Here is a 26,413-nt window from a genome sequence, read left to right on the forward strand (position 1 = left end):
GACGGGACGCACGCGTCCGGGGGTGCATAGTGCCGTCATGACCGACATCTCGTTCGCATGGTCCGCGCTGGGCGGCGATCCCGGCCTCGTGCAGCGGATCACCACGGTGGAACGGGAGGGCGCGCTCACGGCCCGCCTTCCCGTACGGGACCTGGCACGCGCGTGCGTGGGCGCCTGCGCGCTGGCCGCCGCCGAACTGGCGGCGCGGCGGGCCGCCCTCGCCGAGGTGCCCGCGGTACGCGTCGACGACGGCGCCCTGGCGACCGCGTTCGTCAGTGAGCGGCATCTGCTGATCGACGGGCGGGCGCCGGTCACCTTCGCGCCGCTGTCGCGGTTCTGGCGCACCGCCGACGGCTGGGTGCGCACGCACGCCAACTACCCGCACCACCGCGCCAGGTTGCTGACCGCGCTCGGACTGCCGTCCGGGGAGGAGCGCGACGGGAGCGGGGGCAGGGACGGTGACCAGGACGACGCCCTGGTGGCGTCCGTGGCGTCCGTGCTCGCCGAGCGCTCCGCCCTCGACGTCGAGGAGGCCGTGTACGCCGCCGGTGGTCTGGCGGTGGCGCTGCGCACCCCCGAGGAGTGGGCGGCGCACCCGCAGCACGCCGAACTGGCCGCCCGCCCGCTGGTCGAGCGCGGGCGGCTCGGTGCGGCACGCGCGCGCGTGCTGCCGTCCCGCACCGGCACCCCGCTGCTGCCCGCCGCCGGAGTACGCGTACTCGATCTGACCCGGGTCATCGCGGGTCCCGTCGCCACCCGCACGCTCGCCCTCCTCGGCGCGGACGTGCTGCGGGTGGACCCGCCGCACCTGCCCGAACTGGCCGACCAGCACGCGGACACGGGGTTCGGCAAGCGGTCGGCGGCGCTGGACCTCGCGGCCGACCGGGCCGCCTTCGAGGAGCTGCTCGCCGGGGCGGACGTGGTCGTCACCGGTTATCGGCCGGGTGCCCTGGACCGGTTCGGCCTCTCCCCCGAGGCGCTGGCCGAGCGACGGCCCGGTCTGGTCGTGGCCGAGCTGTCGGCGTGGGGCGCGTACGGGCCGTGGGCGCGGCGGCGGGGCTTCGACAGCCTCGTGCAGGTCGCCACCGGCATCGCGGCCGTCGAGGGCGGCGACGGGCAGCCGGGTGCGCTGCCCGCGCAGGCCCTCGACCACGGCTCGGGCTATCTGCTGGCGGCTGCCGTGCTGCGGGCCCTGACCGAACAGTCCCGTGACGGCGGCGGCCGGTTCGTACGCCTGGCCCTGGCCCGGACGGCGGCCTGGCTGACGGAGACCGCCCCCGGGGCCGCGCGGGGGCCGGAACGGGTCCAGGACGCCCCGTACGACAGCCCCGCCCCCTGGCTCGACGAGACCGGCAGCCGGATCGGCAGGCTCCGCCACGCCCGGTCCCCCGTCGCCTTCACCGACGGCCCCACCACCTGGACCCGCCCCCCGGGCCCTTGGGGGACGGACGCGCCGCACTGGACCTGAGGGGACGGCCGGCACGCAACGCCCCGTGAGGCGTGAGGCTCCCGGTACGCGCGCGTGAAGGGCGGGTGGTTCGGCCGTGGAGGGCGGCGGGGCGGGACGGGACGGGGGTCACGCGCCCGCCGCGCCGAGCAGGGCGCCCGCCGCGTAGGTGACCGCCATGGCCAGGGCGCCGCCGGCCGTGTTGCGCAGGACCGCCCGGCCGGGCCGGGCCGCGCCCAGGCGGGCGCTGCTGAAGCCGGTGAGGACGAGGGCGGCCAGGACGGAGAGGACGGTGACCGCGAGCCGCAGGCCGGGCGGCGGCAGCACGATCGCCAGCAGCGGCAGCAGCGCGCCCACCGTAAACGCCAGGAAGCTGGCCCAGGCGGCGTGCCAGGGATTGGTCAGCGCGTCGGGGTCGATGCCCAGCTCGACGCTCGCGTGGGCCCGCAGCGCGTCCCGGGCGGTGAGCTGGCGGGCCGCGTCGCGGGCCACCTCCTGCGACAGGCCGCGCGCCCGCAGCAGCTCGGTCAGCTCCCGCAGTTCGGCCTCCGGCTGCTCGCGCAGTTCGCGCCGCTCCTGCGCCAGCGCGGCCCGCTCCGAGTCCCGCTGGGTGGACACCGACACGTACTCCCCCGCGGCCATCGACATCGAACCGGCCAGCAGACCGGCCAGCCCGGCGGTGAGCAGCGCCGTGCGGGAGTCCGTGGCACCGGCCACGCCGACGACCAGTCCGGCGGTGGAGACAATGCCGTCGTTCGCCCCGAGGACGGCGGCCCGCAGCCAGTTGAGGCGGGAGCCGAGCGCCCCGCCGTGCGCCTCGTCGTGCGTGGGTCCGGTCACAGCAGGGAGGATCGCACGGCCGCGTCCCGGGACCGGCGAACCCGGTCGGTGAGTGGCGCGCGCCCGTGCGGGTCCCCGTGGCGCCCCTGACGCGGTCTCACCTCCGCGGTGGCCGGAACGCGCCCGCGCGCGGGCGCGTGGACGGCGTGCGGGGCACCTGAGGGACCGGGCTGTCAGTCGTGGCCCGTATCCTCATTGACCATGCTCGAAGACCGCACCCTCGCAGGGCCCTCCCCCACACCGTGGCCGGCCGCGTATCCCCGGGGATACGCGGTCGTTGACGTGGAGACCACCGGCCTGGCCCGGGACGACCGCATCATCTCCGCGGCGGTCTACCGGCTGGACGCGCGCGGCGAGGTCGAGGACCACTGGTACACGCTGGTCAATCCGGAGCGCGATCCCGGTCCGGTGTGGATCCACGGGCTGACGAGCGACGTGCTGGAGGGCGCGCCGCTCTTCGCGGACATCGCCGAGGAGTTCGCCGCCCGGCTGGCGGACCGGGTGCTCGTCGCGCACAACGCGGTCTTCGACTGGCAGATGATCGCCCGCGAGTACGCGCGCGCGAAGAGCGAGGCGCCGGTGCGGCAGCGGCTGTGCACCATCGCGCTCTCCAAGGAGCTGGGGCTGCCCCTGCCGAACCACAAGCTGGAGTCGCTGGCCGCGCACTTCGGCGTGGTGCAGCAGCGGGCGCACCACGCGCTGGACGACGCCCGGGTCCTGGCGGAGGCGTTCCGGCCGAGTCTGCGGGCCGCCGCGGCGGGCGGTGTCCGGCTGCCGCTGCTGGAGTGCCGGCCGCTGACGGAGTGGTCGGACCGGCCGGTGCCCCGGCAGCAGTCGGGCGGCTACGGCGGCTACCGCGCGGGGAGTTGGCGCCCGTCCCGCAAGAGGCCCGCATGCCCGCATCCCAACCCGGGACGCTATGAAGCGGGCAAACGACTCAAACAGGGCATGCGGGTCGCCTTCTCCGGTGACACCTCCGTCGAGCGCGACCTCCTGGAGGACCGCGCCACCGAGGCCGGACTGCATGTCGCCACCAGTCTGTCCCGGCTGACCAGCCTGCTCGTCACCAACGACCCGGACTCCGGCACGTCGAAGACGGCCAAGGCCCGGCAGTACGGCACACCGGTGATCGACGAGGCGGCGTTCGGGCAGCTCCTGCGGGACGTGGAGCCCGCGGACGGCGACTGAGGGCGTACGGGCGACCGGCGGCGTACGGGTGATTGCCGGGCGACGCGCCCGGCGCCCGCTCGCCCGCGCGACGGCCACGGCTCACTCTGTGGCGCATGACGAGATGTGAAGTATGTGGAAATGACTACGGTATGACCTTCGAGGTGCACGCCCAGGGTGCCGTGCACGTGTTCGACTGCTTCGCCTGCGCGATCCACCGCATGGCACCGATCTGCGAGCACTGCCGGGTCCAGGTCATCGGGCAGGGCGTCGAGGTCGAGGGGCACTGGTACTGCGGCGGCCACTGCGCCCGTGCCGAGGGGAGGGTCGGCATCGTCGACAGTGTCTGAGGACGCCTCCGCGTCCGGGGGTGCGGCGCCGCCCGACGCGACCCCTGCCGGAAACACCCTGCGGCGCGGGAGGTACCGTCGTGGGGTGTACCGCTTCCTGTTGACCCGCCAGTGGGTGATCCTCACTCTCTTCGCGATCGCGCTGATCCCGACGATGGCCTGGCTGGGCTTCTGGCAGTTGCACCGCCACGACCACCGGCAGGCGCTGAACCAGGTGATCGAGGCCTCGCTGGCGGCCCCGCCCGTGCCCGTGGAGTCGCTGACCTCGGTCGGTGGCGAGGTCGCGCACGACGACATCTACCGCCGGGTCACCGCCGAGGGCCGCTTCGACACCGCGCACGAACTCGTGGTGCGCCGGCGCACCAACGCGGACGACCGGATCGGCTACCACGTCCTGACGCCGTTCGTGACGAACGACGGCAAGGTCCTCCTCGTCAACCGGGGATGGGTCCCGTCACCCACCTCGCAGTCCGCCTTCCCGAAGATCCCGGCACCGCCCTCCGGCGACCTCACGATCACCGGGCGGCTGATGCAGGACCAGACGACGGCCGCCAGCGGCATCAAGAACGTCAAGGGACTGCCGGACCGCCAGATCATGCTGATCAACAGCGAGCAGGTCGGCGCGCTCCTGCGCGACCGGGGCGCCCCCTCCGCCTCCGCGGTGCTGGGCGGCTACGTCGAGCTGACGGCGCCCGTGCCCGGGGGCGGCAGCCCCGAGCCGGTGCCGTCGCCCAAGGAGGACACGAGCTGGATCGGCGTGGACGACATCAACCTGCCGTACGCCATCCAGTGGTGGCTGTTCGCCGCCTGCGTCCCCGTGGGCTGGCTGATCCTGGTCCGCCGCGAGCTGCGGGACCGGGCGGGCAGGGCCCGGGAGGAGCCCGCGCGCGAGGAGTCCGCACCCGCCGCGGTGTAGCCGCGCGGCACGGCCGCCGCCCCGCCCTCGCCCCGCGCCGGGACGAGCGGGCAGGATAGGGCCATGGATCTTGGACTGAAGGACCGGGTGTACGTCGTCACCGGGGCCACCCGCGGGCTGGGCAACGCCGCGGCGCGCGAGCTGGTCGCGGACGGCGCGAAGGTGGTCGTCACCGGGCGGGACGAGCAGCGGACCGCCGAGGCCGCGGCCGAGCTGGGCCCGAACGCCGTCGGGGTGGCCGTGGACAACGCGGATCCCGGCGCGGCCGAGCGCCTGATCGCGGCGGCGCGCGAGCACTTCGGCGGCTTCCACGGCATCCTCGTCAGCGTCGGCGGACCGCCGCCGGGCCTTGTCGCCGACACCACCGACGAGCAGTGGCAGTCGGCGTTCGAGTCGGTGTTCCTGGGCGCGGTGCGGCTGGCACGGGCTGCCGCGGCGGAGCTGGAGGAGGGCGGCGTCATCGGCTTCGTGCTGTCGGGGTCGGTGCACGAGCCGATCGCGGGGCTGACCATCTCCAACGGTCTGCGGCCCGGACTCGCCGGGTTCGCCAAGTCGCTGGCGGACGAGCTGGGCCCGCGCGGCATCCGGGTGGTCGGCCTGCTGCCCGCCCGGATCGACACCGACCGCATGCGCGAGCTGGACGGTCTGTCGGCGGACCCGGTGGCGACGCGGACCGCGAACGAGTCCCGCGTCCCGCTGCGCAGGTACGGCACCCCGGCGGAGTTCGGACGGACCGCGGCCTTCCTGCTCTCCCCGGCCGCCTCCTACGTCACGGGCGTGATGCTGCCCGTGGACGGCGGGTTCCGGCACGGCTTCTGACCGCCGGCCGGGCACCCGCCGCCGCGGCACCGCCGGACCACCGCCGCCCCCGCCCTCCCGCCCGATCGCGGTGCGACGGCGGGGCAGGGGCGGGGTGCGGTGGCCGGGCGCGCTGCGGCGGCGGGGCGCGCGGGCGCTCGCCGGGGGCTACTCGCCGAGGCCGGCCAGGTCGCGCAGGCGGCGGGCCTGGGCCTGCCGCTCGGCGGCGCGCTGCTCCTCGTAGGAGTGCTCCCGGGCGCCCTGGAGCAGGGCCTTGGTCTCGATGACCGCGCCGCGGGGCGCGGCGAGGACCGCCGAGGCCAGATCACGCGCGGTGGCGTCCAGCTGGTCGCGGGGCACGGCGAGGTTGGCCAGCCCGGTGGCGACCGCCTCCTCGGCCGCGACGAAGCGGCCCGTCAGGCAGATCTCCAGCGCGCGGGCCTGGCCGACGAGACCCACCAGCGGATGCGTGCCGGTGAGGTCCGGGACCAGGCCGAGGCTGGTCTCGCGCATCGCGAACTGCACATCGTCCGCGACGACCCGCAGATCGCAGGCGAGCGCCAGCTGGAAGCCGGCCCCGATGGCATGCCCCTGGACCACGGCGACGGACACCACGTCCGGGCGCCGCCACCAGGTGAACGCCTCCTGGTACTCGGCGATGGTCGCGTCCAGCTCGGCGTCGCCGCCGCGCGCCAGGTCGAGGAAGGACGGCTCACCGTCGAAGCCTTCGGGCGTGAACGCCTGCCGGTCGAGCCCGGCGGAGAAGGACTTCCCCTCGGCGCGCAGCAGTACGACGCGGACGGAGCCCGGCAGCAGCCGCCCGGCTTCGGCGAGCGCGCGCCACAGCGCGGGGCTCTGCGCGTTGCGCTTGGCCGGGTTGGTCAGCGTCACCGTGGCGAGCGCGTCGTCGACGGTGAGCCGTACGCCGTCCTTGTCGAGAACTGTGTCGCGTACTGGTTCGAGGTCGTGCTCGATTCCGGGCGAAGCCATGGGGCGCCTCCGATGGGTGCGGTCAGCTCTGGACGCCGTACGGCCGCACTGTCGTGCGAGACGTACGGGCGCCCGTAAGTGACTGCACAGTAACCACCCGGCCGGCCGGTCGACCGACCGGGTGGCCACCGTAGGAGCCGATGGACCGCCCGCGGTCGGTCAGGCCGAAGCGGCCTTCTTGCCGCGTGTCGCCCCGCCACGCCCACGGAGCGTGACGCCCGACTCGCTGAGCATCCGGTGCACGAAGCCATACGAGCGGCCGGTCTCCTCGGCCAACGCCCGAATGCTCGCACCGGCGTCGTACTTCTTCTTCAGGTCTGCCGCGAGCTTGTCGCGCGCGGCGCCGGTCACCCGGCTGCCCTTCTTCAGAGTCTCGGCCACCCGTGCCTCCTCATGGGAAGTGCGCTCTGGTCTCCTCATGATCACCCCTCCGGGGCCGCATGGCCACCCATTCGGCAAGGTCCGTGAGACAGGCTTGTGACGACAGGAGCACGTCCCCACATGCGGAATTGCCGATTCCGCACGTCACCGTCCGTACGGCCGAACGGGTTGTTCCGCGAAGTGCCAGGTCAGAGACGCACGACGGCCGAGCCCTTGGCACATAAGGGCTCGGCCGGGAAATACGTGGCAGACACACCTCGATACGAGGAGATCTCACGCAGATGATGGATCACCGATAGGCCGAATGATCCATACCCTGTTGATCAGCGCCCCGGCCGGGTCGGCGGACGGGGCCGGGGACGCAGTGTCGGGCGGGGTCAGGCGAGGGCGACCAGGTCCGCGTAGCCCGCGCCCCACAGGTCCTCGACACCGTCGGGCAGCAGGATGATGCGCTCCGGCTGGAGCGCCTCGACGGCGCCCTCGTCGTGCGTGACGAGGACGACGGCGCCCTTGTAGGTGCGCAGCGCGCCGAGGATCTCCTCGCGGCTGGCCGGGTCGAGGTTGTTGGTGGGCTCGTCCAGGAGCAGCACATTGGCCGAGGACACGACCAGGGTGGCCAGCGCGAGCCGGGTCTTCTCACCGCCGGAGAGGACCCCGGCCGGCTTGTCGACGTCGTCGCCGGAGAACAGGAACGAGCCGAGCACCTTGCGGACCTCGACGAGATCCATGTCGGGCGCGGCCGAACGCATGTTCTCCAGGACGGTGCGCTCCGGGTCCAGGGTCTCGTGCTCCTGGGCGTAGTAGCCGAGCTTGAGGCCGTGACCGGGGACGACCTCGCCGGTGTCGGGCTTCTCCACCCCGCCGAGCAGCCGCAGCAGCGTGGTCTTGCCCGCGCCGTTGAGGCCGAGGATGACGACCCGGGAGCCCTTGTCGATGGCCAGGTCGACGTCGGTGAAGATCTCCAGCGAGCCGTACGACTTCGACAGGCCCTCGGCCATCAGCGGGGTCTTGCCGCAGGGCGAGGGCTCGGGGAAGCGCAGCTTGGCGACCTTGTCGGACTGGCGGACCGCCTCAAGGCCGGAGAGCAGCTTGTCCGCGCGCCGGGCCATGTTCTGCGCGGCGACGGTCTTGGTGGCCTTGGCGCGCATCTTGTCGGCCTGGGCGTTGAGCGCGGCGGCCTTCTTCTCGGCGTTGGCGCGCTCGCGCTTGCGGCGCTTCTCGTCGGCCTCGCGCTGCTGCTGGTAGAGCTTCCAGCCCATGTTGTAGATGTCGATCTGGGAGCGGTTGGCGTCCAGGTAGAACACCTTGTTGACGACCGTCTCGACCAGTTCCACGTCGTGGGAGATCACGATGAAGCCACCGCGGTAGGTCTTCAGATAGTCGCGCAGCCAGATGATCGAGTCCGCGTCGAGGTGGTTGGTCGGCTCGTCCAGCAGCAGGGTGTCCGCGTCGGAGAACAGGATCCGGGCCAGCTCGATCCGGCGGCGCTGACCGCCGGAGAGCGTGTGCAGGGGCTGGCCGAGCACCCGGTCGGGCAGGTTCAGCGCGGCGGCGATGGTGGCGGCCTCGGCCTCGGCGGAGTAGCCGCCCTTGGTGAGGAACTCCGTCTCCTGGCGCTCGTACTGCTTCATCGCCTTGTCGCGGGTGGCGCCCTTGCCGTTGGCGATGCGCTGCTCGTTCTCGCGCATCTTGCGGATCAGCACGTCCAGGCCGCGGGCGGAGAGGATGCGGTCACGGGCGAGCACGTCGAGGTCGCCGGTGCGGGGGTCCTGCGGGAGATAGCCGACCTCACCCGAACGGGTGATGGTGCCCCCGGCCGGGACGCCCTCGCCGGCCAGGCACTTGGTGAGCGTGGTCTTGCCTGCGCCGTTGCGGCCGACGAGGCCGATGCGGTCGCCCTTGGCGACGCGGAAGGTGGCGCTCTCGATGAGGATGCGGGCACCGGCGCGCAGCTCGATGCCGGAAGCGGAGATCACGGACAGACTCCAGGGCAGGTCGTTGGCGGGTTGGGCGGCTGAGGACGTTCCCGCCGTCTAATGCGCGAGGAGAAAGGCCATGCGGAACAGTCTAACGGGGGTGTGCAAGCTGTTTTCCCGGGTGTTTGCCCAGGGGTGCGGCGGCCGCGGCGGGGCGTTGTCGGTGGCCGGTGCCACACTGGTCCGCGAACCGGATGGACGGGGCGAAACCGGGCGGGCGGCGGCTCGCGCGGCACGACGCACAAGGGAGTGATCGGCATGGCGGACACGGCCGGCGGACGTCCGAGCATCTACCCGACGCTGCTGTACGCGGACGCGAGGGCGGCCCTGCGGCAGCTCACCGAGGCCTTCGGCTTCACCGAGCTGTCGGTGTACGAGGGCGAGGACGGGCTCGTCCAGCACGCCGAGCTGGTGCAGGGCAACGGCGCGGTGATGCTCGGCTCCAAGGGGCGCGGCGGGCGCTTCGACGAGGCGATGCGCGGCTCCGGCCCGGTGGGGGTCTATGTCGTCGTGGACGACGTGGACGGCCACCACCAGCGGGCCGTGGACCACGGCGCGGAGATCCTGATGCCCCCGACGGACCAGGAGTACGGCTCCCGGGACTACATGGCCCGGGACGCCGAGGGCAACGTCTGGAGCTTCGGCACGTACGCCCCTCGCACGGAGGGCTGACGGCGCACGGCCCGGCGGTGGGCTAGCTCCCGCCGGTGTGCACCTGGAAGGCGGCCCTGCGGACGGCCTTGGCCAGGGCGGGGTCCGGGTGCGCGGCGGCGAGGGCGACCAGTACCTGCACGGTGCGCGGGTGCCCCACCGCCCGCACCTCGTCGAGCAGGGCGGGGACGGTGGGCTGGAGCGCCGACTCCAGGTGCCGGACGAGCATCGGGGCCTCGCCGTGGTCGGCGACGGCCGCGGCGGTGTCCACCCACAGCCAGGTGGCCTCCTCGCGGGTCAGGACCTCATGGGCGTCCTCCGGGTCCACTCCGTCGTGCTCGGCCAGCCACAGCAGGGCGTACGGGCGCAGCGCGGGCTCGTCGAGCACGGCCCGCACCTCGGGCTCGGCGGGGGCGCCGACGACGCGCAGCGCCTCGAAGGCGAGGCCGCGCAGCAGGGCGTCCTCACCGCGGGCGGCCCCGAGCAGTTCGGTGATGGCGCTGCCCACGGGACGGGCGGCGAGCCAGGCGCGGTACTCGGCACGGGCCGCGTTGGGGCGCAGCTGGGCGCAGCCGCGCAGCATGCCCTCGGCCGCCTGTTCGATGTTGCCGGCGGGGCTCTGCGCGGCGACGCAGATCTGCTCCAGCTTGACCCAGACCGCCCAGCTGCCCAGCGGGGTGAGCGTGGCCTGCCCCTCGCCGTAGGTGAGCGCTCCCACGGCGCCGAGGGCGCGCAGGGCCCAGTCGAGCAGCGGGGCGAGGGCGGCCGGGAGCGGCTCCTGCGCCGGTTCCGGTTCCGGTGCCTGCCCCTGTCCCTGTTCCGGTTCCTGTCTCTGTTCCGGTTCCTGGGTCCGGGGACCGTAGGGGACCTCGCAGCGTTCGGTGCGCAGTTCGGTCACGCGCTGCTGGAGCAGGTCGAGGAGCTGGTCGACGGGGACCGGACCGGCGGAGAGCTGGAGGAAGGAGAGCACCTGCGGCATGGCCGAGACGACCTCGGCGACCGCCGCGGCCTCATGGCCGTCGGGCTCCGGGCAGGCCAGCGACCAGGCGTCGAAGAGGGCGACCCAGCCGCGCAGCACGGCGCTGTCGTCGCGGTCCCAGGCGCGCAGCCGCCAGCCGGGGCGGGCTCTGTCGCCGTGCACCTCGATGAGTCCGGCGAGGCGGGCGGTGTCCCACTCGGCACGGACCTGAGCGGCGGTCAGGTCCAGCTCATCGGCCGCGCGCTCGGCGGTGGCCGGGGAGAGGGTGGCCTTGCCGTCCGCGGTCGCCCCGGCCCGGCCGGGTCCGAGGGCGGCATCGGCCCAGCGGGCGACGCGGGCTGCCCCGGCCAGGCCGGAGCGCGCCATTCTGGCCAGCTCCGCGGGCGCCGGGGTGCCCTCCGGTGGACGCGGGGCGGGGCGGCGCGAGCGCCGCTGGTTCACGGCTCGGGGGGCGGCGGCCAGGGGTCGTGGGCGGACGAGTCGAAGCCTGGAGTCGCGCGGGATACGGGACGTCACGGGTGCAGTCTTCCGGTTGACGGTCCGAAAACCCAAACGGAATGTCACGGCGGGCGACGGAGAGGGCCAAGGCAGACCTCCGGGACGGCCGCGACACACCGCATTCAGGCCATCCCGCCGCCCCTCAACCGGAACCTCCGGAGAGGGTCGCGGGAGCTGGGCGGAGGAAGGCGGGGAGGCGGCGGGGAGGACGGAGAAGAGAGGCCGGAGGGGCCGGGTCCCGGCCCGGAGCACCTCGTTCCGGACCGGGACCCGGCCCGCCTCACATCAGCGGGGTCAGGAAGCGCCGGAGCGTCTCCTCGTACGCCTCCGGGTCGACGTTCCACATGGCGCCGTGGGAGGCGTGCGGGACCGGGCGGAGGGCGACCAGGTTGGGGTGGTCGGCGGCGAGGCGGCGGGAGGCCGCCCAGGGGGCGACCTCGTCGTCGGGGCCGTGGAAGATCAGGGTCGGGACCGTGAGCGGTGCCGGGGCGCCGGTGTCGCCGTCGGCGTACAGGCCCGTGCGGCCCTGCGCGGCGCGCACCGCGAGCGGCAGCAGCGGGCCGGGGGTGTGCCGGGCCCTGGCCAGGGCCCGCAGCGTCGCCTCCCAGTCGAGCACGGGCGAGTCCAGGATCAGTCCGGAGACCCGCTCGCGCAGCTTCGAGTGCAGGGCGGCGCGCAGCGCCATGGTGGCGCCGGTGGACCAGCCGTGCAGGACGACGCGTTCGGCGCCGTTCCCGACGGCGTGGCGGATCGCCGCGTCCAGGTCGCGCCACTCGGTCGCGCCGAGGTGGCTGAGACCGTCCGGGGGGCGGGGGGCGCCGAGGTCGCCGCGGTAGGCGAGGTCCAGCACCGGGAAGTGCCTGCGGTGCAGGAACTCCATGATGTTCAGCGGGTGCTCGCGGGTGGCGCCCAGGCCGTGCACGGTGATCACCCAGGTCTCGCGCACCGCGGGCACGAACCAGGCGGGCAGCGGGCCGAGTTCGCCGGGCACGTCGATGTCGGCGTATTTCAGGCCGAGGGCCGTGCCGGGGTTGCCGACGTGCAGGTTGGGGGTGAGCCAGACCCGGTCGCGGGGGTGCAGCGAGCCGTGGGTGACGCGTTCGAGGCGGCGTACGACGGTGTCGGGCAGGTGCGGCGCGTCCCGCAGGACGGGGCCGACGACCGCGTGCGAGCCGTTGCCGGCCAGGCCGTAGCTGCCGGGGCGCAGTGAGGCCAGGTCCCGGGTGAGGGTGATCTGACCGGCGGCCGTGCTGTGCACCGTGAGCCGGGGCTCGGTGGGCAGGGGCCGGCCCGGGGGCGACTTGAGCGCGGCGTCGCTGGCGAGCCGGCCGGCGGCGACGCTCGCCGCGCCGGCCGCCAGGGCCGCGGTGACGGCCGCGGCCGCCGCTTTGACTGTGCGCACGGGTCCAGTGTCCGGGCGTACCGGGTCACCGGCCAGCGGAAGGTGCGGTCGGGGTGACATGTCCTCGCGAGTTCCAGGAACGGCGGAATTCACCCCTGCGAGCCTTCACCGGCCGGTGTTCGCCCGCCCCGGCGAGCCGTCACCGGCCCGTGTCCGCCCACCCCGGCGAGCCGTCGCCGTCACCGGCCCGTGCCGCGCGCCCCGCCGCGTTGCCCGTACCCGCGCAGCCGGTCCGACGCCTGGGCCAGTTGCTCCGGTGAGAGCAGGGACGGGGTCAGGCCCGGCACCGAGGAGGCGGTCAGCCACAGGCGGCACATCCACTCCAGCTGGGCGGTGCGGTCGTACGCCTGGTCGAGGGTGGCGCCGTGGGTGAGGGTGCCGTGGTTGCGCAGCAGGCAGCCGGAGCGGCCGTCGAGCGCGGCCAGCATGTGCGCAGCCAGTTCCTCGGTGCCGTAGGTCGCGTAGGGGGCGACGCGCACCGGGCCGCCGAGCGCGCCCGCCATGTAGTGGATCAGCGGCAGCTCGGACACCAGCGTCGAGACGGCCGTGGCGTGCACGGCGTGGGTGTGCACGACGGCGCGCGCGTCGGTGGTGCGGTAGACGGCCAGGTGCATGGGGAGTTCGCTGGTCGGGACCAGGGTGCCCAGCACCTGTCGGCCGTCGAGTGCGACGCCCGTCACATCGTCCGGGGTGAGCCGGTCGTAGGGGACGCCCGACGGGGTGACGAGGACGGTGTCCCCCACCCGTACCGACACATTGCCCGAGGTCCCGACGACCAGGCCGTCGGCGACGGTGCGGCGGGCCGTGTCCACCAGGTCCCGCCAGGCGCGGGCCGTCTCGTCCTCGTCCGGCGGCGCCTCCCCTGTCTCCTGTGCCGCCTGGGTGCCGTGTGTCTCCTGGGTCCTGTGTTTCTCCTGGGTGCCGCTCGCGCGTCCCGTGTGCCCGGTCTCCCGCCGTCGTTCAGCCATGCGGCGATCCTGCCAGCCCGGCGGGGGTCCGGACCGGAAGCGGATCTCCCGGAAGTGGGAGACAAGCCACAGGTTCGGACACCACTGCGACCGTCCCAGTTCATCTTCCGTTCACCCGGGTTACCTACGTTCGACGAGCCAATGACGCTCGAACGATTGCCTGGGTAAATGGAAAGCTTCTCGCTGATCCTCGCGATTGTGGTGGTAACCGCACTCGCGTTTGATTTCACGAACGGTTTCCACGACACCGCCAACGCGATGGCCACCACCATCTCCACCGGCGCACTCAAGCCCAAGGTCGCGGTGGCCATGTCCGCCGTACTGAACCTGGTGGGCGCGTTCCTCTCCGTGGAGGTCGCCAACACGATCTCCAAGGGTCTCGTCGACGAGACCGGCATCCGTCCCGAGGTCATCTTCGCCGCCCTGGTCGGCGCGATCCTCTGGAATCTGCTGACCTGGCTGGTCGGACTCCCGTCCAGTTCCTCGCACGCCCTGCTGGGCGGTCTGATCGGCGCCACCATCGCCTCGGCCGGCGTCGGTGCCGTGCACGGCGACGTCCTGGTCACCAAGGTCATGATCCCGGCGGTCGCCGCGCCGGTCGTCGCGGGCGTCGCCGCGGTGGTCGCGACCCGGCTGTCGTACAGGATCGGCGCGAAGACGGACGGCAAGGCCGCCGAGAAGGGCCACCGGGCCGGGCAGATCGCCTCCGCGGGCCTGGTCTCGCTGGCGCACGGCACCAACGACGCGCAGAAGACGATGGGCATCATCACCCTCGCCCTGATCGCCGGTGGCGCCGTCTCCCCCGGCGCCAACCCTCCCACCTGGGTGATCCTCTCCGCGGGGCTGGCCATCGCGCTCGGCACCTACATCGGCGGCTGGCGCATCATCCGCACCATGGGCACGGGCCTGACCGATCTCCAGCCGCAGCAGGGCTTCGCCGCCCAGACCAGCTCGGCCGCGGCCATCCTGGCCTCCTCCCACCTGGGCTTCTCGCTCTCCACCACGCATGTCGTCTCCGGCTCGGTGATGGGTGCGGGCCTGGGCCGCAAGGGCGGTGTGGTCCGCTGGTCCACCGCGGGCCGCATGGCCGTCGCCTGGGTGCTGACGCTGCCGGCCGCCGCGGTGGTCGGCGCGGGCGCCGAGGCCGTCACCGGCCTGGGCGACTGGGGCACCACGCTGGTCGCCGTGTTCCTGGTGGCCGCGAGCTTCGCGATCTGGAAGATCTCCCGCCGTCAGGTCGTCGACCACACCAACGTCAACGCGACCGGGCCCGCCGCCGGGGAACCGGCCGGTGTGGTGACCCAGGCGATCGCCGCGGTGGCCCCGCCCCCGGCCGCGGCACCGGCGGCGCCCCTGACGGACGCACCGGCGGCCGACGGCCTGATGGCCACCATCCCCGCCCCGGCGCCCGTCCCCGTCCTCGACCCGAGCCCGGTCGCGGCCCCGGCGGCGGCCACCCCACCCGCCGCGGCCGTCTGACCGCGCGCCCCACCCGGCTCCCGAGAATCAAGAAAGCAGCTCCGACATGAAGATCGACTGGGCGGCGCTCGGCTCCGTCTTCGGCGTCAGTCTCGTGGCCACCGTCGGCCTGGTGGCCCTGTTCACCCTCGGCATCGCGGGCCTGTCCCGCCGCGAGGCCGCGTCGACCCGCGGCGAGTCGGCCGTCGCCGCCACCGCCGGTGCCTATGCGTGCTTCGCGCTGTGTGCGGCGGCTGTCGCCTACGGAATCTCCCTGATCCTGGGCTGACCACAGGAAGCCCTGCGGCCACTCAGGCCCCGGCCGCACCATCCGCATCGACCCCCGTGAGTCGTTCTATGACGCTTACGGGGGTTTTTGCTGCCTTCGACCCCTCTTCGTGACCTCACCGAAAGGACACATGTCATACTGCCAGAGGCTGGTCGCCGAGCTCTAAGCCACCTACTCTAGTGGGTAGTTAACTGTTCGATGGTGGCAGCCCGACAAGTCAACGCCGACATGTGGCAGGGAGCACCATGCCAAGAGACATCGATCCGAGCCTCAACCGACGCAGGCTGCGAATCGAACTGCGCAAGGCACGCGAGAACGCCGGGTTGACCCAGCGGGACGCAACGAAGGCCCTCGAATGGTCGCTCTCCAAACTGATCAGGATCGAGGCCGGGACGGTCAGTCTCGGGGTCACGGACCTGCGGGCCCTGCTCCAGCTGTACGAGGTCACGGACGCCGGTCTGGTCGCGGAGCTGGAGGACGCGGCACGCGGCTCGAAAGGACAGTCATGGTGGGCGCAGTACAGCGACGTGGTGTCGCCCCAGTACGCCTTGTACCTGGGGTACGAGGGGTCGGCGGACACGATCCGCATGTACAACCCGACCATCCTGCCGGGGCTCGTGCAGACGGAGGACTACGCCACGGCGCTGCTGTCGGCGCTGGGCCCCGAGTCGCTGCTGCGCCAGCAGGTGGACCTCCGGCTCTCCCGGCAGGAGCGGTTCTTCGACGGGAGCGACGGTCCCCGGATCGACATCGTCCTGGACGAGGCGGCCGTGCGGCGGCAGGTCGGCGGACCCGCCGTGATGCGACGGCAGATCGATCATCTGCTGTCCCTCACGGAGCACCCGCGCACCAATCTGCGGGTGCTGCCGTTCTCCGCCGGGGCGCACTTCAGCGTCGCGACGCCGTTCATCCTGCTCAGCTTCCGCGACGACGACGACCTGCTCTACGTGGAGGGACCAGGAGGCGGCTTGTCGAGCCGCGATGATCTGGCCCTGATGGCCCGCTACCAGGAGTGCTTCGAGGAGATCAGCGCCATCGCGTACGAGGGCGACCGGATGACCGACCTGCTCGGCGCGGTCAGAGGGAGCCTGGACAACAGCTGACCCCGGGACGGGACGACGACCCGGGCGGGAACGGGGTGGGAGGACCATGGCGGTCTTCGGAATACGAACGTGGTGGCAGCGCCTGCGTACGGGGGGCGCCGAGCCGGAGAACGCTGCTCCACTCGACGACAACACCGTCAAGGTCGAGGCGATCAAGCAGCCCGAGTGGCTTCAGCGGCTGATCGAGCTGGAGAACGCCCGGGTCTCCAACGAGATCCGGCTGCTGTCCGCCCGCATGCTGGTGGCCACGGCGTGCGCGAGCGTCCTCCTGCTGAGCATCGCCGTGGCCACCCGGGTCACTCCCGCCGTTCCGTTCGCGGCGGCCACCCCGCTGACTACCACTGTCACCGGGGCGGTCGGCGCGGCGGTCCTCACAGCGCTCGGCGCCACCGTGGGCAGAGCGCTGCGTCGGCGCTCCGGTGCCGCCGTGCCCGGCGGGGTCAGCGAGGGGGCTCGCCCCGGGGCTGAACCGTCTCAAGGGCCCGGTTCAGGACCCTCAGCCGCTCCGTGAGCGGGGTGAGCCCCCACCACAGTCCGCCGCCGGCGGCCACCAGCGCGGTGACCAGCAGCCAGACAACGCCGCGCGCCGCGCCGTCCGGTACCAGCAGCGCCGCCAACGCGCCGGCCCCCACCGCGAGGATCCCCGTGGCCGAGGAGAAGAGGATCAGCGGGAGCGCCGCGGACGTCCGGTTCTCCATGGTTCCGTCGCGGTTTCCCACCGCCGACGCCGTTCCGTCAGCTCGGTCCCGCATAGGTGCACCTCCCGCCCCCCCCGGGGCGATCACGAGCCGCCCGCTTCCGGGTTCACCAGCCCCGCCAGAAAACCACACCACGCCGTACGGCGAAAGGCGAGCACGGGCCCGCTCGCGCCGTCCACCGGCCGCTTCGAGTCGCCCACGAGCACACGGCCCTGCTCCCAAGCTGCCTCCACGCACTCTCCGCCGCTCGCCGAGTAGCTGCTCCTGACCCAGGCGCGCCCTGTCGGCTCCCTGCCTGCCAACGCCCGCCTCCTCCAGCCCCCATGGATGTTCATGACAGGAGTCTTCCCAGCTTCGCCGCCGGGAAAGAGGCCAGAAGGAGCCGTTTCAAGTCCGCGGGCCCGGATCGGGGATATGAGCCTCGGCACACCACCCCGCCGCAGGTCAACGGCAAGTTGACGGCTGTTCCGGGGCCGTGGTGGACTTCCGGGGCCATGTACGGCGGCAGAAGAGGAAGCCGGTGCGAATCCGGCGCGGTCCCGCCACTGTCACCGGGGAGGAACATCCCCGGAAGCCAGGAACTCTCGCCGCCGGTCACGTCGAACCAGGGCGCGGACACCCTGAGTGAGGACCATCGCCATGCGCGGCTGCCGACCGAGGTTCATCAGCGATTCCCTGACCGACCCCGCGGCCGGCTGACCCGATGGGTGCCGATCGCGTCTTCGCGTACGGCGCCGCCGCCGGCCTCCTCGGTGACCTGCTCCTCGGCGACCCGCGCCGCGGGCATCCGGTCGCCGTGTTCGGGCGGGCCGCGGGCGCCGTCGAACGTGTGCTGTGGCACGACCACCGTGGCTGGGGCGCGCTGCACACCGCCGTGTGCGCCGGCGGCGCCGTCGCGCTGGGGGCCGCCGCCGCCCGCGCCGCCCGCGCCCCCCGCTTCCCGTACACCGCCTCCGTCCTGCTGACCGGCGCCGCCACCTGGGCCGTGGTCGGCGGCACCTCGCTGGCCCGCGAGGCCCGCGCCGTCGGACAGGCCCTGGAGTCCGGCGACATCGAGGCCGCGCGGGCGCGGCTGCCGCATCTGTGCGGGCGCGACCCGCAGGCGCTGGACGCCGCCCAGATCGCCCGCGCGGTCGTCGAGTCGGTCGCCGAGAACACCTCCGACGCCGTGGTCGGCGCCCTCGTCTGGGGCGCCGTCGCGGGCGTGCCCGGCCTGCTCGGCTTCCGTGCCGTCAACACCCTGGACGCCATGGTCGGCCACAAGTCGCCCCGCCACCGGCGCTTCGGCTGGGCCTCCGCCCGCCTGGACGACCTGGCGGGCTGGCCGGGCGCCCGGCTGACCGCCGTCCTGGCCACCGCGGCGGGCGGCGATCCGCGCGGCGCCGTGCGCGCCTGGCGCGCGGACGCCGGACGGCACCCGAGCCCCAACGCCGGGCCGGTGGAAGCCTCGTTCGCGGGCGCGCTCGGCGTCCGCCTCGGCGGCACGCTGTCGTACGCCGGGCGCGTGGAGCACCGGCCGGTACTGAACGGCGCGGCGGGGCGCGCGGTGCAGGCCGGTGACATCGACCGGGCCGTACGGCTCTCACGGCGCGTGAGCTGGCTCGCGCTCGGCACATGCGCCGCCGTGAGGCTCCTGTGCGGCCGTCGCGGCCGTCGGACGAAGGGACGTACGTCATGAGCGGTGGCCGGGGCGGCGGGCTGCTCGTCGCCGGGACCACCTCCGACGCCGGGAAGAGCGTCGTCACCGCCGGGATCTGCCGGTGGCTGGCGCGCCAGGGCGTCAAGGTCGCGCCGTTCAAGGCGCAGAACATGTCCCTCAACTCGTTCGTCACCCGCGAGGGCGCCGAGATCGGCCGGGCGCAGGCCATGCAGGCGCAGGCGTGCCGGATCGAGCCGACCGCGCTGATGAACCCGGTGCTGCTCAAGCCGGGCGGCGAGCAGAGCAGCCAAGTGGTGCTGCTGGGCAGGCCGGTGGGCGAGATGAGCGCGCGCGGCTACCACGGCGGGCGCCAGCAGCGGCTGCTGGGCACGGTGCTGGACTGCCTGGCCGAACTGCGCGGCTCCTACGACGCGGTGATCTGCGAGGGCGCGGGCAGTCCGGCCGAGATCAATCTGCGCCGCACCGACATCGTCAACATGGGCATCGCGCGCGGCGCGCGGCTGCCGGTGGTCGTCGTCGGCGACATCGACCGCGGCGGCGTCTTCGCCTCCTTCTTCGGCACCGTGGCCCTGCTCTCCCCCGAGGACCAGGAACTGGTCGCCGGTTTCCTCGTCAACAAGTTCCGCGGCGACGTCTCGCTGCTCGAACCCGGCATCGGCATGCTGCACGGGCTCACCGGGCGGCACACCTACGGGGTGCTGCCCTTCCGGCACGGGCTCGGCATCGACGAGGAGGACGGACTGCGGGTGTCGCTGCGCGGTGCCGTACGGGAGTCCGCCGTGGCGCCGCCGGTCGGCGAGGACGTGCTGCGGGTCGCCGTCTGCGCCGTCCCGCTGATGTCCAACTTCACCGACGTGGACGCGCTGGCCGCCGAACCGGGCGTCGTCGTGCGGTTCGTGGACCGGCCCGAGGAACTGGCCGACGCCGATCTCGTCGTGGTCCCGGGCACCCGCGGCACCGTGCGGGCGCTGGACTGGCTGCGCGAGCGGGGCCTCGCGGACGCCCTGCGGCGCCGGGCCGCCGAGGGGCGGCCCGTCCTCGGTGTCTGCGGCGGCTTCCAGCTCCTCGGCGAGCACATCGAGGACGACGTCGAGAGCCGTCGCGGCCGGGTCGACGGGCTCGGACTGCTGCCCGTACGCGTCCGGTTCGCCCCGGACAAGACCCTCGCCCGGCCCGAGGGCACGGCCCTGGGCGAGCGGGTCGAGGGCTACGAGATCCATCACGGCGTCGCCGACGTCACCGGCGGCGAACCGTTCCTGGACGGCTGCCGGGCCGGCTCGGTCTGGGGCACGCACTGGCACGGCTCGCTGGAGTCGGACGGCTTCCGCCGGGCCTTCCTGCGGGTGGTCGCCGCCGCCGCGGGCCGCCGTTTCGTGCCCTCGCCCACCACGTCGTTCGCCGCGCTGCGCGAGGAGCAGCTCGACCGGCTCGGCGACCTGATCGAACAGCACGCGGACACGGACGCGCTGTGGCGGCTCATCGAGTCCGGCGCGCCGCAAGGACTGCCTTTCATTCCACCGGGAGCGCCCGCATGAGCACAGTGTTGTTGTTGTCCACCGCCGACACCGATCTGCTGGCGGCCCGCGCCTGCGGGGCGTCCTACCGGATCGGCAACCCGACCCGGGTGGACGTGACCGGTGAGCTGCCCGCGCTGCTGGACGGCGCGGACCTCGCCGTGGTGCGGCTGCTGGGCGGCAAGCGGGCCTGGGAGGACGGGCTCGCCGCGCTGAAGGCGTCCGGTGTGCCGACCGTGCTGCTGGGCGGCGAGAGCGTGCCGGACGCGGAGCTGATGGCCGAGTCGTCGGTGCCCGCCGGTGTGGTCGCCGAGGCGCTGCGCTACCTGGTGGAGGGCGGCCCGGCCAACCTCGCCGAGCTGGCCCGGTTCCTGTCCGACACGGTGCTGCTGACCGGCGAGGGCTTCGAGGAGCCGCGCCGGATGCCGGAGTTCGGGGTGCGCGGGGAGCGTCCTCACGTGCCGGGCCGCCCCACGGTCGGTGTGCTCTTCTACCGCGCGCACGAGCTGAGCGGCAACACCGCCTTCGTGGACACCCTGTGCGAGGCGATCGAGGCGCACGGCGCCAACGCGCTTCCGGTGTACTGCGGTTCGCTGCGCGGCGCGGACCCCGGCCTGTTCGAGATCCTCGGGCGGACCGACGCCCTGGTGGCCACCGTCCTGGCGGCCGGGGGCACCCACGCCTCGCAGGCGTCGGCGGGCGGCGACGACGAGGCGTGGGACATCGGCGCCCTCGCCGACCTGGACGTCCCGGTGCTCCAGGGGCTGTGCCTGACCTCCTCGCGCGCCGCCTGGGACGCCTCCGACGCGGCCCTGTCCCCCATGGACGCGGCGATGCAGGTCGCCATCCCCGAGTTCGACGGACGGCTGATCACCGTCCCGTTCTCCTTCAAGGAGCAGGGCCCCGACGGCGTACCGGTGTACGTCGCCGATCCCGGGCGGGCGGCCCGGGTCGCCGGGATCGCCGTGCGGCACGCCCGGCTCGGGTACACGCCGAACGCCGGGAAGAAGGTCGCGCTGGTCTTCACCGCGTACCCGACCAAGCACTCCCGGGTCGGCAACGCGGTCGGCCTGGACACGCCCGCCTCGGCGGTACGGGTCCTGGACGCGCTGCGGGAGGCCGGGTACGGGCTCACGGAGTACCCGGACAACGGCGACGAGCTGATCCACCGGCTGATCGAGGCCGGCGGCCACGACGTGGAGTGGCTGACGGAGGACCAGCTGGCCGCCGCGCCCGCGCGGGTGCCGCTGGCCGACTACCGGGCCTGGTTCGAGACGCTGGACCCGGCGCTGCGGGAGGCGATGACCGAGGCGTGGGGCGAGCCGCCGGGCAGCCTGTACGTGGACGGCGACGACATCGTGCTGGCGTCCCTGCGGTTCGGCAACGTGGTCGTGATGATCCAGCCGCCGCGCGGCTTCGGCGAGAACCCCATCGCGATCTACCACGACCCCGACATGCCGCCCTCGCACCACTACATGGCGGCCTACCGCTGGCTGGACCACAGCTTCGGCGCCGACGCGGTCGTGCACATGGGCAAGCACGGCACCATGGAGTGGCTGCCGGGCAAGGGCCTGGGCCTGAGCGGCGGCTGCGCCCCGGACGCGGTCCTCGGCGATCTGCCGCTGATCTACCCGTTCATCGTCAACGACCCCGGTGAGGGCACCCAGGCCAAGCGGCGCGGGCACGCCACGGTCGTCGACCACCTGGTGCCGCCGATGGCCCGCGCCGACACCTACGGCGACCTGGCCAAGCTGGAACAGCTCCTGGACGAGTACGCGCTCGTCTCCGACCTGGACCCGGTGAAGGCCCCGGCCGTGCGCGCGCAGATCTGGACCCTGGTCAAGGCCGCCGAGCTCCACCACGACCTGCATGTGGACGAGCAGCCCGACGACGAGGCGTTCGACGAGTTCGTCATGCACATCGACGGCTATCTCTGCGAGATCAAGGACGTGCAGATCCGCGACGGACTGCACATCCTGGGCGGCGGACCGGTCGGCGAGCCCCGGGTGAACCTGGTGCTGGCCGTGCTGCGCGCCTCGCAGGTGTGGGGCGGGCAGGCGAACGCGCTGCCGGGCCTGCGGGCGGCGCTGGCCGCGCACTTCGGGCTGGTGGAGAAGGAGCTGCTGGCCGAGCCGGGTGCCGCGGTGAAGGTGCCGGTGGAGCTGACCGCCCTGGTGGAGGGCCCGGCGCGGACGGCGGCGGACACGATCGATCTGCTGGAGACGCTGTGCCGGCGGTTCGCCGAGGGCATGGAGGAGCGCGGCTGGGACCGGGCCGCCGTCCCCGCGCTGGTGGCCGGGGTGCTCGGCGGTGAACTCCCCGCGGCCGTGGCCGTGCTGGAGTTCGCCTGCACGGAGGTGGTGCCCCGGCTGGCCCGGACCACCGACGAGATCGGGCACATCCTGCGGGCGCTGGACGGCGGTTACGTCCCGGCGGGTCCCTCGGGCTCGCCGACGCGCGGTCTGGTCAATGTGCTGCCGACCGGCCGGAACTTCTACTCCGTCGACCCCAAGGCGATCCCGTCGCGGCTGAGCTGGGAGGTCGGGCAGTCCCTCGCGGACTCGCTGGTGCAGCGGTACCTCCAGGACACCGGCGCGTACCCGAGGTCGGTCGGCCTGACGGTGTGGGGCACCTCCGCGATGCGCACCCAGGGCGACGACATCGCGGAGATCCTGGCGCTGCTGGGCTGCCGTCCGGTGTGGGACGACGCCTCGCGCCGGGTCACCGGCTTCGAGATCGTCCCGCTGGAGGAGCTGGGCCGGCCGCGCGTCGACGTCACGGTCCGTATCTCCGGCTTCTTCCGGGACGCGTTCCCGCACGTGGTCGGGCTGATCGACGACGCGGTCCGGGCGGTGGCGGAGCTGGACGAGCCCGCCGAGTCCAACTACGTACGGGCGCACGCGGACGAGGACACCGCCGAGCACGGCGACCGGCGCCGGGCCACGGCCCGCATCTTCGGTTCCAAGCCGGGCGCCTACGGCGCGGGCCTGCTGCCGCTGATCGACGCCCGCAACTGGCGCTCGGACGCGGACCTCGCCGAGGTGTACGCGGTGTGGGGCGGCTACGCCTACGGGCGCGGGCTCGACGGGCGGGCGGCGCGCGGCGACATGGAGACGGCGTTCCGGCGGATCGCGGTGGCCGCCAAGAACGTCGACACGCGTGAGCACGACATCGTCGACGCCGACGACTACTTCCAGTACCACGGCGGCATGGTCGCCATGGTGCGGCATCTGACGGGGGGCAGCCCCGAGGCGTACGTCGGCGACTCCGCCGTGCCCGACCAGGTGAGGACGCGGACGCTGGGCGAGGAGACCCACCGCGTCTTCCGGGCCCGGGTGGTCAATCCGCGCTGGATGGCCGCCATGCGCCGGCACGGCTACAAGGGCGCCTTCGAGATGGCCGCGACCGTGGACTACCTGTTCGGGTACGACGCGACGGCGGGCGTGGTCGACGACTGGATGTACGAGAAGTTGTCGGCGGAGTACGTGTTCTCGCCGGAGAACCAGGAGTTCATGCGCAAGTCCAACCCGTGGGCGCTGCGCGGCATCACCGAACGGCTCCTGGAGGCCGCCGAGCGCGGGCTGTGGGCGGAGCCGGACGCGGACACGCTGGAGCGGCTGCGCGCCACGTATCTGGAGCTGGAGGGCGACTTGGAGGGTGACGAGAAGTGAGTACCCCGTTTCCGTTCACGGCGGTCGTGGGTCAGGACGACCTGCGGCTCGCGCTGCTGCTGAACGCCGTCTCCCCGGCGGTCGGCGGGGTGCTGGTCCGCGGCGAGAAGGGCACCGCGAAGTCCACCGCCGTGCGGGCGCTGTCGGCGCTGCTGCCCGCGGTGGACGTGGTCGCCGGATGCCGGTTCTCCTGCGACCCGGACTCCCCCGACCCGTCCTGCCCGGACGGACCGCACGAGCCGGGGACGTTCGAGACGCGTCCGGCGCGGATGGTCGAGCTGCCCGTGGGCGCCTCCGAGGACCGGCTGGTGGGCGCGCTGGACATCGAGCGGGCGCTCGCGGAGGGCGTGAAGGCGTTCGAGCCGGGGCTGCTCGCCGACGCGCACCGCGGGATCCTGTACGTCGACGAGGTCAACCTGCTCCACGACCATCTGGTCGACCTGCTGCTGGACGCCGCCGCCATGGGCGCCTCCTACGTGGAGCGCGAGGGCGTGTCCGTCCGGCACGCCGCGCGGTTCCTGCTGGTGGGGACCATGAACCCGGAGGAGGGCGAGCTGCGCCCGCAGCTCCTGGACCGGTTCGGGCTGACCGTGGAGGTGGCCGCCTCGCGGGAGCCGGACCAGCGGGTCGAGGTGGTGCGCAGGAGGCTGGCGTACGACGACGATCCGGCCGGTTTCGCGGCGCGCTGGGCCGACGAGGAGGCCGCGGTGCGCGCCCGGATCGCGGCGGCGCGGGAGCTGCTGCCGCGGGTGCGGCTCGGTGACGCGGCGCTGCGGCAGATCGCGGCGACCTGCGCGGCCTTCGAGGTCGACGGCATGCGCGCCGACATCGTGATGGCGCGCACGGCGACCGCGCTGGCCGCGTGGGCGGGGCGGACCGATGTGCTCGCCGAGGACGTGCGGCAGGCCGCGCTGCTGGCGCTGCCGCACCGGCGGCGGCGCAATCCGTTCGACGCGCCGGGCCTGGACGAGGACAAGCTGGACGAGACGCTCCAGGAGTACGCCGGTCCCGAGGACGACGATCCCGACCCGGACCCCGACCCCGACCCGGATCCCGGTCCGGGGACGGACGGGCCGGACGGGGGCGGCGGACAGCCGGAGCCCGAGGACGGCGGTCCGCGGGGCGACGAGAGCGGCGCGCGGCCCGAGCAGGACCAGAAGGACCAGCAGGACGAGACGGGCGGCGAGCCGCGGCCGTCCGGCGCGGGCGCGGGCGAGCAGGCCGCCGTGGGGGCGGCGGAGCCGTTCCGTACCAAGGTGCTCAGTGTCCCGGGGCTCGGCGAGGGTGCCGCCGGGCGGCGCTCGCGGGCGCGGACCGAGCACGGGCGGACGACCGGCGCGCGGCGGCCGCGCGGCACGCTGACCAAGCTGCACCTGGCGGCGACCGTGCGGGCGGCGGCGCCGCACCAGCGGGCGCGGGGCCGGTCGGGACCCGGTCTGGTGGTCCGCCGGGACGATCTGCGGCAGGCGACCCGGGAGGGGCGCGAGGGCAACCTCGTGCTCTTCGTGGTGGACGCGTCCGGGTCGATGGCGGCGCGGCAGCGGATGAGCGCGGTCAAGGGTGCCGTGCTGTCGCTGCTGCTGGACGCCTACCAGCGCCGGGACAAGGTGGGTCTGGTGACCTTCCGGGGGTCCTCGGCCGAGGTGGCGCTGCCGCCGACCTCGTCGGTGGACGCGGCGGCGGTCCGGCTGGAGTCGCTGCCGACCGGCGGGCGTACGCCGCTGGCGGCCGGGCTGCTGCGGGCGCGCGAGGTGCTGCGGGTGGAGCGGCTGCGCGATCCGGCGCGGCGTCCGCTGCTCGTGGTCGTCACCGACGGCCGGGCGACGGGCGGGCCCGAGCCGGTCGCCCTGGCCGAGCGGGCGGCGCGGCTGCTGGCGGCCGAACAGGTCGCCTCGGTGGTCGTGGACTGCGAGTCCGGTCCGGTGCGGCTGGGTCTGGCCGGGCGGCTCGCCGGTGAGCTGGGCGGGACGCCGGTGACGCTGGACGAGCTGCGGGCCGACAGCATCGCCGGTCTGGTCCGGGATGTGCAGGGGACGTCGAGGAGGGCCGCGTAGTGCCGCAGGGACAGCCGAGTGCCGTGCCGGACGACGGGCTGACCACGCGTCAGCGCCGCAACCGGGCGCTGGTGGTCGTGCACACGGGGATCGGCAAGGGCAAGTCGACGGCCGCGTTCGGGCTGGCGCTGCGCGCCTGGAACCAGGGCTGGCCGATCGGGGTGTTCCAGTTCGTCAAGTCGGCGAAGTGGCGGGTCGGCGAGGAGCGGGCGCTGCGGGTGCTCGGCGACTCCGGCGAGGGCGGCAGCGTCGTCTGGCACAAGATGGGCGAGGGCTGGTCGTGGGTCCAGCGGGACGCGCAGACGGACAACGAGGCCAAGGCCCGCGAGGGCTGGGAGCAGGTCAAGCGGGACCTGGCCGCCGAGACGTACCGGCTGTACGTGCTCGACGAGTTCGCGTACCCGATGCACTGGGGCTGGGTGGACACCGACGAGGTCGTGGAGGTGCTGCGCGACCGGCCGGGGAACCAGCATGTGGTGATCACCGGGCGCAACGCGCCGGAGAAGCTGGTGGGGGCCGCCGACCTCGTCACCGACATGTCCAAGGTCAAGCACCCGATGGACGCGGGGCAGAAGGGCCAGCGGGGCATCGAGTGGTGACGCC

23 protein-coding genes and 1 riboswitch are annotated in these 26,413 nt (G+C 73.9%); of the genes, 15 read left to right on the forward strand and 8 right to left on the reverse strand.

The window, feature by feature from the left end:
- The first annotated feature begins 37 nt into the window (after positions 1-37).
- Positions 38-1,468 (forward strand): CoA transferase, encoded by a 1,431-nt coding sequence (locus ACWDYF_RS33245; RefSeq protein WP_389473095.1) that lies wholly within the window; start codon positions 38-40, stop codon positions 1,466-1,468.
- 108 nt (positions 1,469-1,576) lie between these two features.
- Here ACWDYF_RS33245 and ACWDYF_RS33250 read toward each other — a convergent pair whose 3' ends face one another.
- A complete protein-coding gene (locus ACWDYF_RS33250; RefSeq protein WP_018567701.1) occupies positions 1,577-2,287 on the reverse strand; it encodes a VIT1/CCC1 transporter family protein in 711 nt (236 codons plus the stop codon).
- 201 nt (positions 2,288-2,488) lie between these two features.
- On the opposite strand from ACWDYF_RS33250, the gene ACWDYF_RS33255 reads away from it, so the two are divergent.
- From ACWDYF_RS33255 to ACWDYF_RS33270, 4 genes are all read left to right on the forward strand, one after another.
- Positions 2,489-3,475: a DEDDh family exonuclease gene (locus tag ACWDYF_RS33255; protein WP_389473093.1), complete on the forward strand. Its 987-nt coding sequence runs from the start codon at positions 2,489-2,491 to the stop codon at positions 3,473-3,475.
- A gap of 95 nt (positions 3,476-3,570) precedes the next feature.
- Positions 3,571-3,804, forward strand: a complete 234-nt coding sequence (locus ACWDYF_RS33260) for a hypothetical protein (RefSeq protein WP_389473091.1) — start codon at positions 3,571-3,573, stop codon at positions 3,802-3,804.
- Positions 3,805-3,889: 85 nt separating this feature from the next.
- Complete coding sequence (locus ACWDYF_RS33265) at positions 3,890-4,720, forward strand: SURF1 family cytochrome oxidase biogenesis protein (RefSeq protein ID WP_389473089.1); 831 nt, start codon at positions 3,890-3,892, stop codon at positions 4,718-4,720.
- 63 nt (positions 4,721-4,783) lie between these two features.
- Positions 4,784-5,539: an SDR family oxidoreductase gene (locus tag ACWDYF_RS33270; protein ID WP_381743896.1), complete on the forward strand. Its 756-nt coding sequence runs from the start codon at positions 4,784-4,786 to the stop codon at positions 5,537-5,539.
- 147 nt (positions 5,540-5,686) lie between these two features.
- Here ACWDYF_RS33270 and ACWDYF_RS33275 read toward each other — a convergent pair whose 3' ends face one another.
- From ACWDYF_RS33275 to ACWDYF_RS33285, 3 genes are all read right to left on the reverse strand, one after another.
- Positions 5,687-6,508 carry an enoyl-CoA hydratase/isomerase family protein gene (locus ACWDYF_RS33275; RefSeq protein WP_389473087.1) on the reverse strand — a complete coding sequence of 274 codons (822 nt, stop codon included), beginning with the start codon at positions 6,506-6,508 and terminating at the stop codon, positions 5,687-5,689.
- 159 nt (positions 6,509-6,667) lie between these two features.
- Positions 6,668-6,889, reverse strand: a complete 222-nt coding sequence (locus ACWDYF_RS33280; RefSeq protein WP_018567695.1) for a helix-turn-helix domain-containing protein — start codon at positions 6,887-6,889, stop codon at positions 6,668-6,670.
- Between the two features lie 377 nt (positions 6,890-7,266).
- Complete coding sequence (locus ACWDYF_RS33285) at positions 7,267-8,865, reverse strand: ABC-F family ATP-binding cassette domain-containing protein (RefSeq protein WP_018567694.1); 1,599 nt, start codon at positions 8,863-8,865, stop codon at positions 7,267-7,269.
- Between the two features lie 258 nt (positions 8,866-9,123).
- Between ACWDYF_RS33285 and ACWDYF_RS33290 the strand changes: the two genes are divergently transcribed.
- Positions 9,124-9,537 carry a VOC family protein gene (locus tag ACWDYF_RS33290; RefSeq protein ID WP_018567693.1) on the forward strand — a complete coding sequence of 138 codons (414 nt, stop codon included), beginning with the start codon at positions 9,124-9,126 and terminating at the stop codon, positions 9,535-9,537.
- A 22-nt stretch (positions 9,538-9,559) separates the two neighbouring features.
- On the opposite strand, the gene ACWDYF_RS33295 is transcribed toward ACWDYF_RS33290, so the two are convergent.
- From ACWDYF_RS33295 to ACWDYF_RS33305, 3 genes are all read right to left on the reverse strand, one after another.
- Positions 9,560-10,861 (reverse strand): hypothetical protein, encoded by a 1,302-nt coding sequence (locus ACWDYF_RS33295; RefSeq protein WP_389473084.1) that lies wholly within the window; start codon positions 10,859-10,861, stop codon positions 9,560-9,562.
- Positions 10,862-11,273: 412 nt separating this feature from the next.
- Complete coding sequence (locus ACWDYF_RS33300; protein WP_381743891.1) at positions 11,274-12,395, reverse strand: alpha/beta hydrolase; 1,122 nt, start codon at positions 12,393-12,395, stop codon at positions 11,274-11,276.
- A 179-nt stretch (positions 12,396-12,574) separates the two neighbouring features.
- The gene (locus ACWDYF_RS33305) at positions 12,575-13,363 is read right to left on the reverse strand and encodes a class II aldolase/adducin family protein (RefSeq protein WP_389473081.1); all 789 of its coding nucleotides are present in this window, start codon (positions 13,361-13,363) and stop codon (positions 12,575-12,577) included.
- A 168-nt stretch (positions 13,364-13,531) separates the two neighbouring features.
- Between ACWDYF_RS33305 and ACWDYF_RS33310 the strand changes: the two genes are divergently transcribed.
- The 4 genes from ACWDYF_RS33310 to ACWDYF_RS33325 all read left to right on the forward strand — a co-directional run bounded on the left by ACWDYF_RS33310 (position 13,532) and on the right by ACWDYF_RS33325 (position 16,724).
- Positions 13,532-14,842: an inorganic phosphate transporter gene (locus tag ACWDYF_RS33310; protein WP_389473080.1), complete on the forward strand. Its 1,311-nt coding sequence runs from the start codon at positions 13,532-13,534 to the stop codon at positions 14,840-14,842.
- A gap of 46 nt (positions 14,843-14,888) precedes the next feature.
- The gene (locus ACWDYF_RS33315; RefSeq protein ID WP_018567688.1) at positions 14,889-15,110 is read left to right on the forward strand and encodes a hypothetical protein; all 222 of its coding nucleotides are present in this window, start codon (positions 14,889-14,891) and stop codon (positions 15,108-15,110) included.
- Between the two features lie 245 nt (positions 15,111-15,355).
- Entirely contained in the window at positions 15,356-16,213 is an 858-nt protein-coding gene (locus ACWDYF_RS33320; protein WP_389473078.1) for a helix-turn-helix domain-containing protein, read from the forward strand.
- Positions 16,214-16,259: 46 nt separating this feature from the next.
- Positions 16,260-16,724, forward strand: a complete 465-nt coding sequence (locus ACWDYF_RS33325) for a hypothetical protein (RefSeq protein ID WP_037893784.1) — start codon at positions 16,260-16,262, stop codon at positions 16,722-16,724.
- A 270-nt stretch (positions 16,725-16,994) separates the two neighbouring features.
- On the opposite strand, the gene ACWDYF_RS33330 is transcribed toward ACWDYF_RS33325, so the two are convergent.
- Positions 16,995-17,246: a DUF397 domain-containing protein gene (locus ACWDYF_RS33330; protein WP_078509980.1), complete on the reverse strand. Its 252-nt coding sequence runs from the start codon at positions 17,244-17,246 to the stop codon at positions 16,995-16,997.
- A 127-nt stretch (positions 17,247-17,373) separates the two neighbouring features.
- Positions 17,374-17,514, forward strand: a riboswitch (cobalamin riboswitch).
- Between the two features lie 100 nt (positions 17,515-17,614).
- Here ACWDYF_RS33330 and ACWDYF_RS33335 point away from each other — a divergent pair.
- From ACWDYF_RS33335 to cobO, 5 genes are read left to right on the forward strand one after another with little or no spacing between them, the layout of a single operon-like run.
- Positions 17,615-18,589 (forward strand): cobalamin biosynthesis protein, encoded by a 975-nt coding sequence (locus ACWDYF_RS33335; RefSeq protein WP_389473076.1) that lies wholly within the window; start codon positions 17,615-17,617, stop codon positions 18,587-18,589.
- Positions 18,586-20,106, forward strand: a complete 1,521-nt coding sequence (locus ACWDYF_RS33340; protein ID WP_389473074.1) for a cobyric acid synthase — start codon at positions 18,586-18,588, stop codon at positions 20,104-20,106. The genes ACWDYF_RS33335 and ACWDYF_RS33340 overlap by 4 nt, the downstream gene beginning before the upstream one ends.
- Positions 20,103-23,756: a cobaltochelatase subunit CobN gene (gene cobN / locus ACWDYF_RS33345; protein ID WP_389473072.1), complete on the forward strand. Its 3,654-nt coding sequence runs from the start codon at positions 20,103-20,105 to the stop codon at positions 23,754-23,756. The genes ACWDYF_RS33340 and cobN overlap by 4 nt, the downstream gene beginning before the upstream one ends.
- Positions 23,753-25,810 (forward strand): putative cobaltochelatase, encoded by a 2,058-nt coding sequence (locus ACWDYF_RS33350; protein WP_389473070.1) that lies wholly within the window; start codon positions 23,753-23,755, stop codon positions 25,808-25,810. Before cobN ends, ACWDYF_RS33350 begins: the two co-directional genes overlap by 4 nt.
- The gene (gene cobO, locus ACWDYF_RS33355) at positions 25,810-26,409 is read left to right on the forward strand and encodes a cob(I)yrinic acid a,c-diamide adenosyltransferase (RefSeq protein WP_018567680.1); all 600 of its coding nucleotides are present in this window, start codon (positions 25,810-25,812) and stop codon (positions 26,407-26,409) included. Before ACWDYF_RS33350 ends, cobO begins: the two co-directional genes overlap by 1 nt.
- The last annotated feature ends 4 nt before the right edge of the window (positions 26,410-26,413 follow it).

The sequence above is a fragment of the Streptomyces sp. NPDC003284 genome (assembly GCF_053589675.1).

Excerpts from the sequence above, each read along its gene's own strand:
- ACWDYF_RS33245 (WP_389473095.1), top strand. The coding sequence starts at position 38 with ATGACCGACATCTCGTTCGCATGGTCCGCGCTGGGCGGCGATCCCGGC.
- ACWDYF_RS33255 (WP_389473093.1), top strand. The coding sequence starts at position 2,489 with ATGCTCGAAGACCGCACCCTCGCAGGGCCCTCCCCCACACCGTGGCCG.
- ACWDYF_RS33260 (WP_389473091.1), top strand. The coding sequence starts at position 3,571 with ATGACGAGATGTGAAGTATGTGGAAATGACTACGGTATGACCTTCGAG.
- ACWDYF_RS33270 (WP_381743896.1), top strand. The coding sequence starts at position 4,784 with ATGGATCTTGGACTGAAGGACCGGGTGTACGTCGTCACCGGGGCCACC.
- ACWDYF_RS33275 (WP_389473087.1), bottom strand. The coding sequence starts at position 6,508 with ATGGCTTCGCCCGGAATCGAGCACGACCTCGAACCAGTACGCGACACA.
- ACWDYF_RS33290 (WP_018567693.1), top strand. The coding sequence starts at position 9,124 with ATGGCGGACACGGCCGGCGGACGTCCGAGCATCTACCCGACGCTGCTG.
- ACWDYF_RS33295 (WP_389473084.1), bottom strand. The coding sequence starts at position 10,861 with ATGGCGCGCTCCGGCCTGGCCGGGGCAGCCCGCGTCGCCCGCTGGGCC.
- ACWDYF_RS33305 (WP_389473081.1), bottom strand. The coding sequence starts at position 13,363 with ATGGCTGAACGACGGCGGGAGACCGGGCACACGGGACGCGCGAGCGGC.
- ACWDYF_RS33310 (WP_389473080.1), top strand. The coding sequence starts at position 13,532 with ATGGAAAGCTTCTCGCTGATCCTCGCGATTGTGGTGGTAACCGCACTC.
- ACWDYF_RS33315 (WP_018567688.1), top strand. The coding sequence starts at position 14,889 with ATGAAGATCGACTGGGCGGCGCTCGGCTCCGTCTTCGGCGTCAGTCTC.
- ACWDYF_RS33320 (WP_389473078.1), top strand. The coding sequence starts at position 15,356 with ATGCCAAGAGACATCGATCCGAGCCTCAACCGACGCAGGCTGCGAATC.
- ACWDYF_RS33325 (WP_037893784.1), top strand. The coding sequence starts at position 16,260 with ATGGCGGTCTTCGGAATACGAACGTGGTGGCAGCGCCTGCGTACGGGG.
- ACWDYF_RS33330 (WP_078509980.1), bottom strand. The coding sequence starts at position 17,246 with ATGAACATCCATGGGGGCTGGAGGAGGCGGGCGTTGGCAGGCAGGGAG.
- ACWDYF_RS33335 (WP_389473076.1), top strand. The coding sequence starts at position 17,615 with ATGGGTGCCGATCGCGTCTTCGCGTACGGCGCCGCCGCCGGCCTCCTC.
- ACWDYF_RS33340 (WP_389473074.1), top strand. The coding sequence starts at position 18,586 with ATGAGCGGTGGCCGGGGCGGCGGGCTGCTCGTCGCCGGGACCACCTCC.
- cobN (WP_389473072.1), top strand. The coding sequence starts at position 20,103 with ATGAGCACAGTGTTGTTGTTGTCCACCGCCGACACCGATCTGCTGGCG.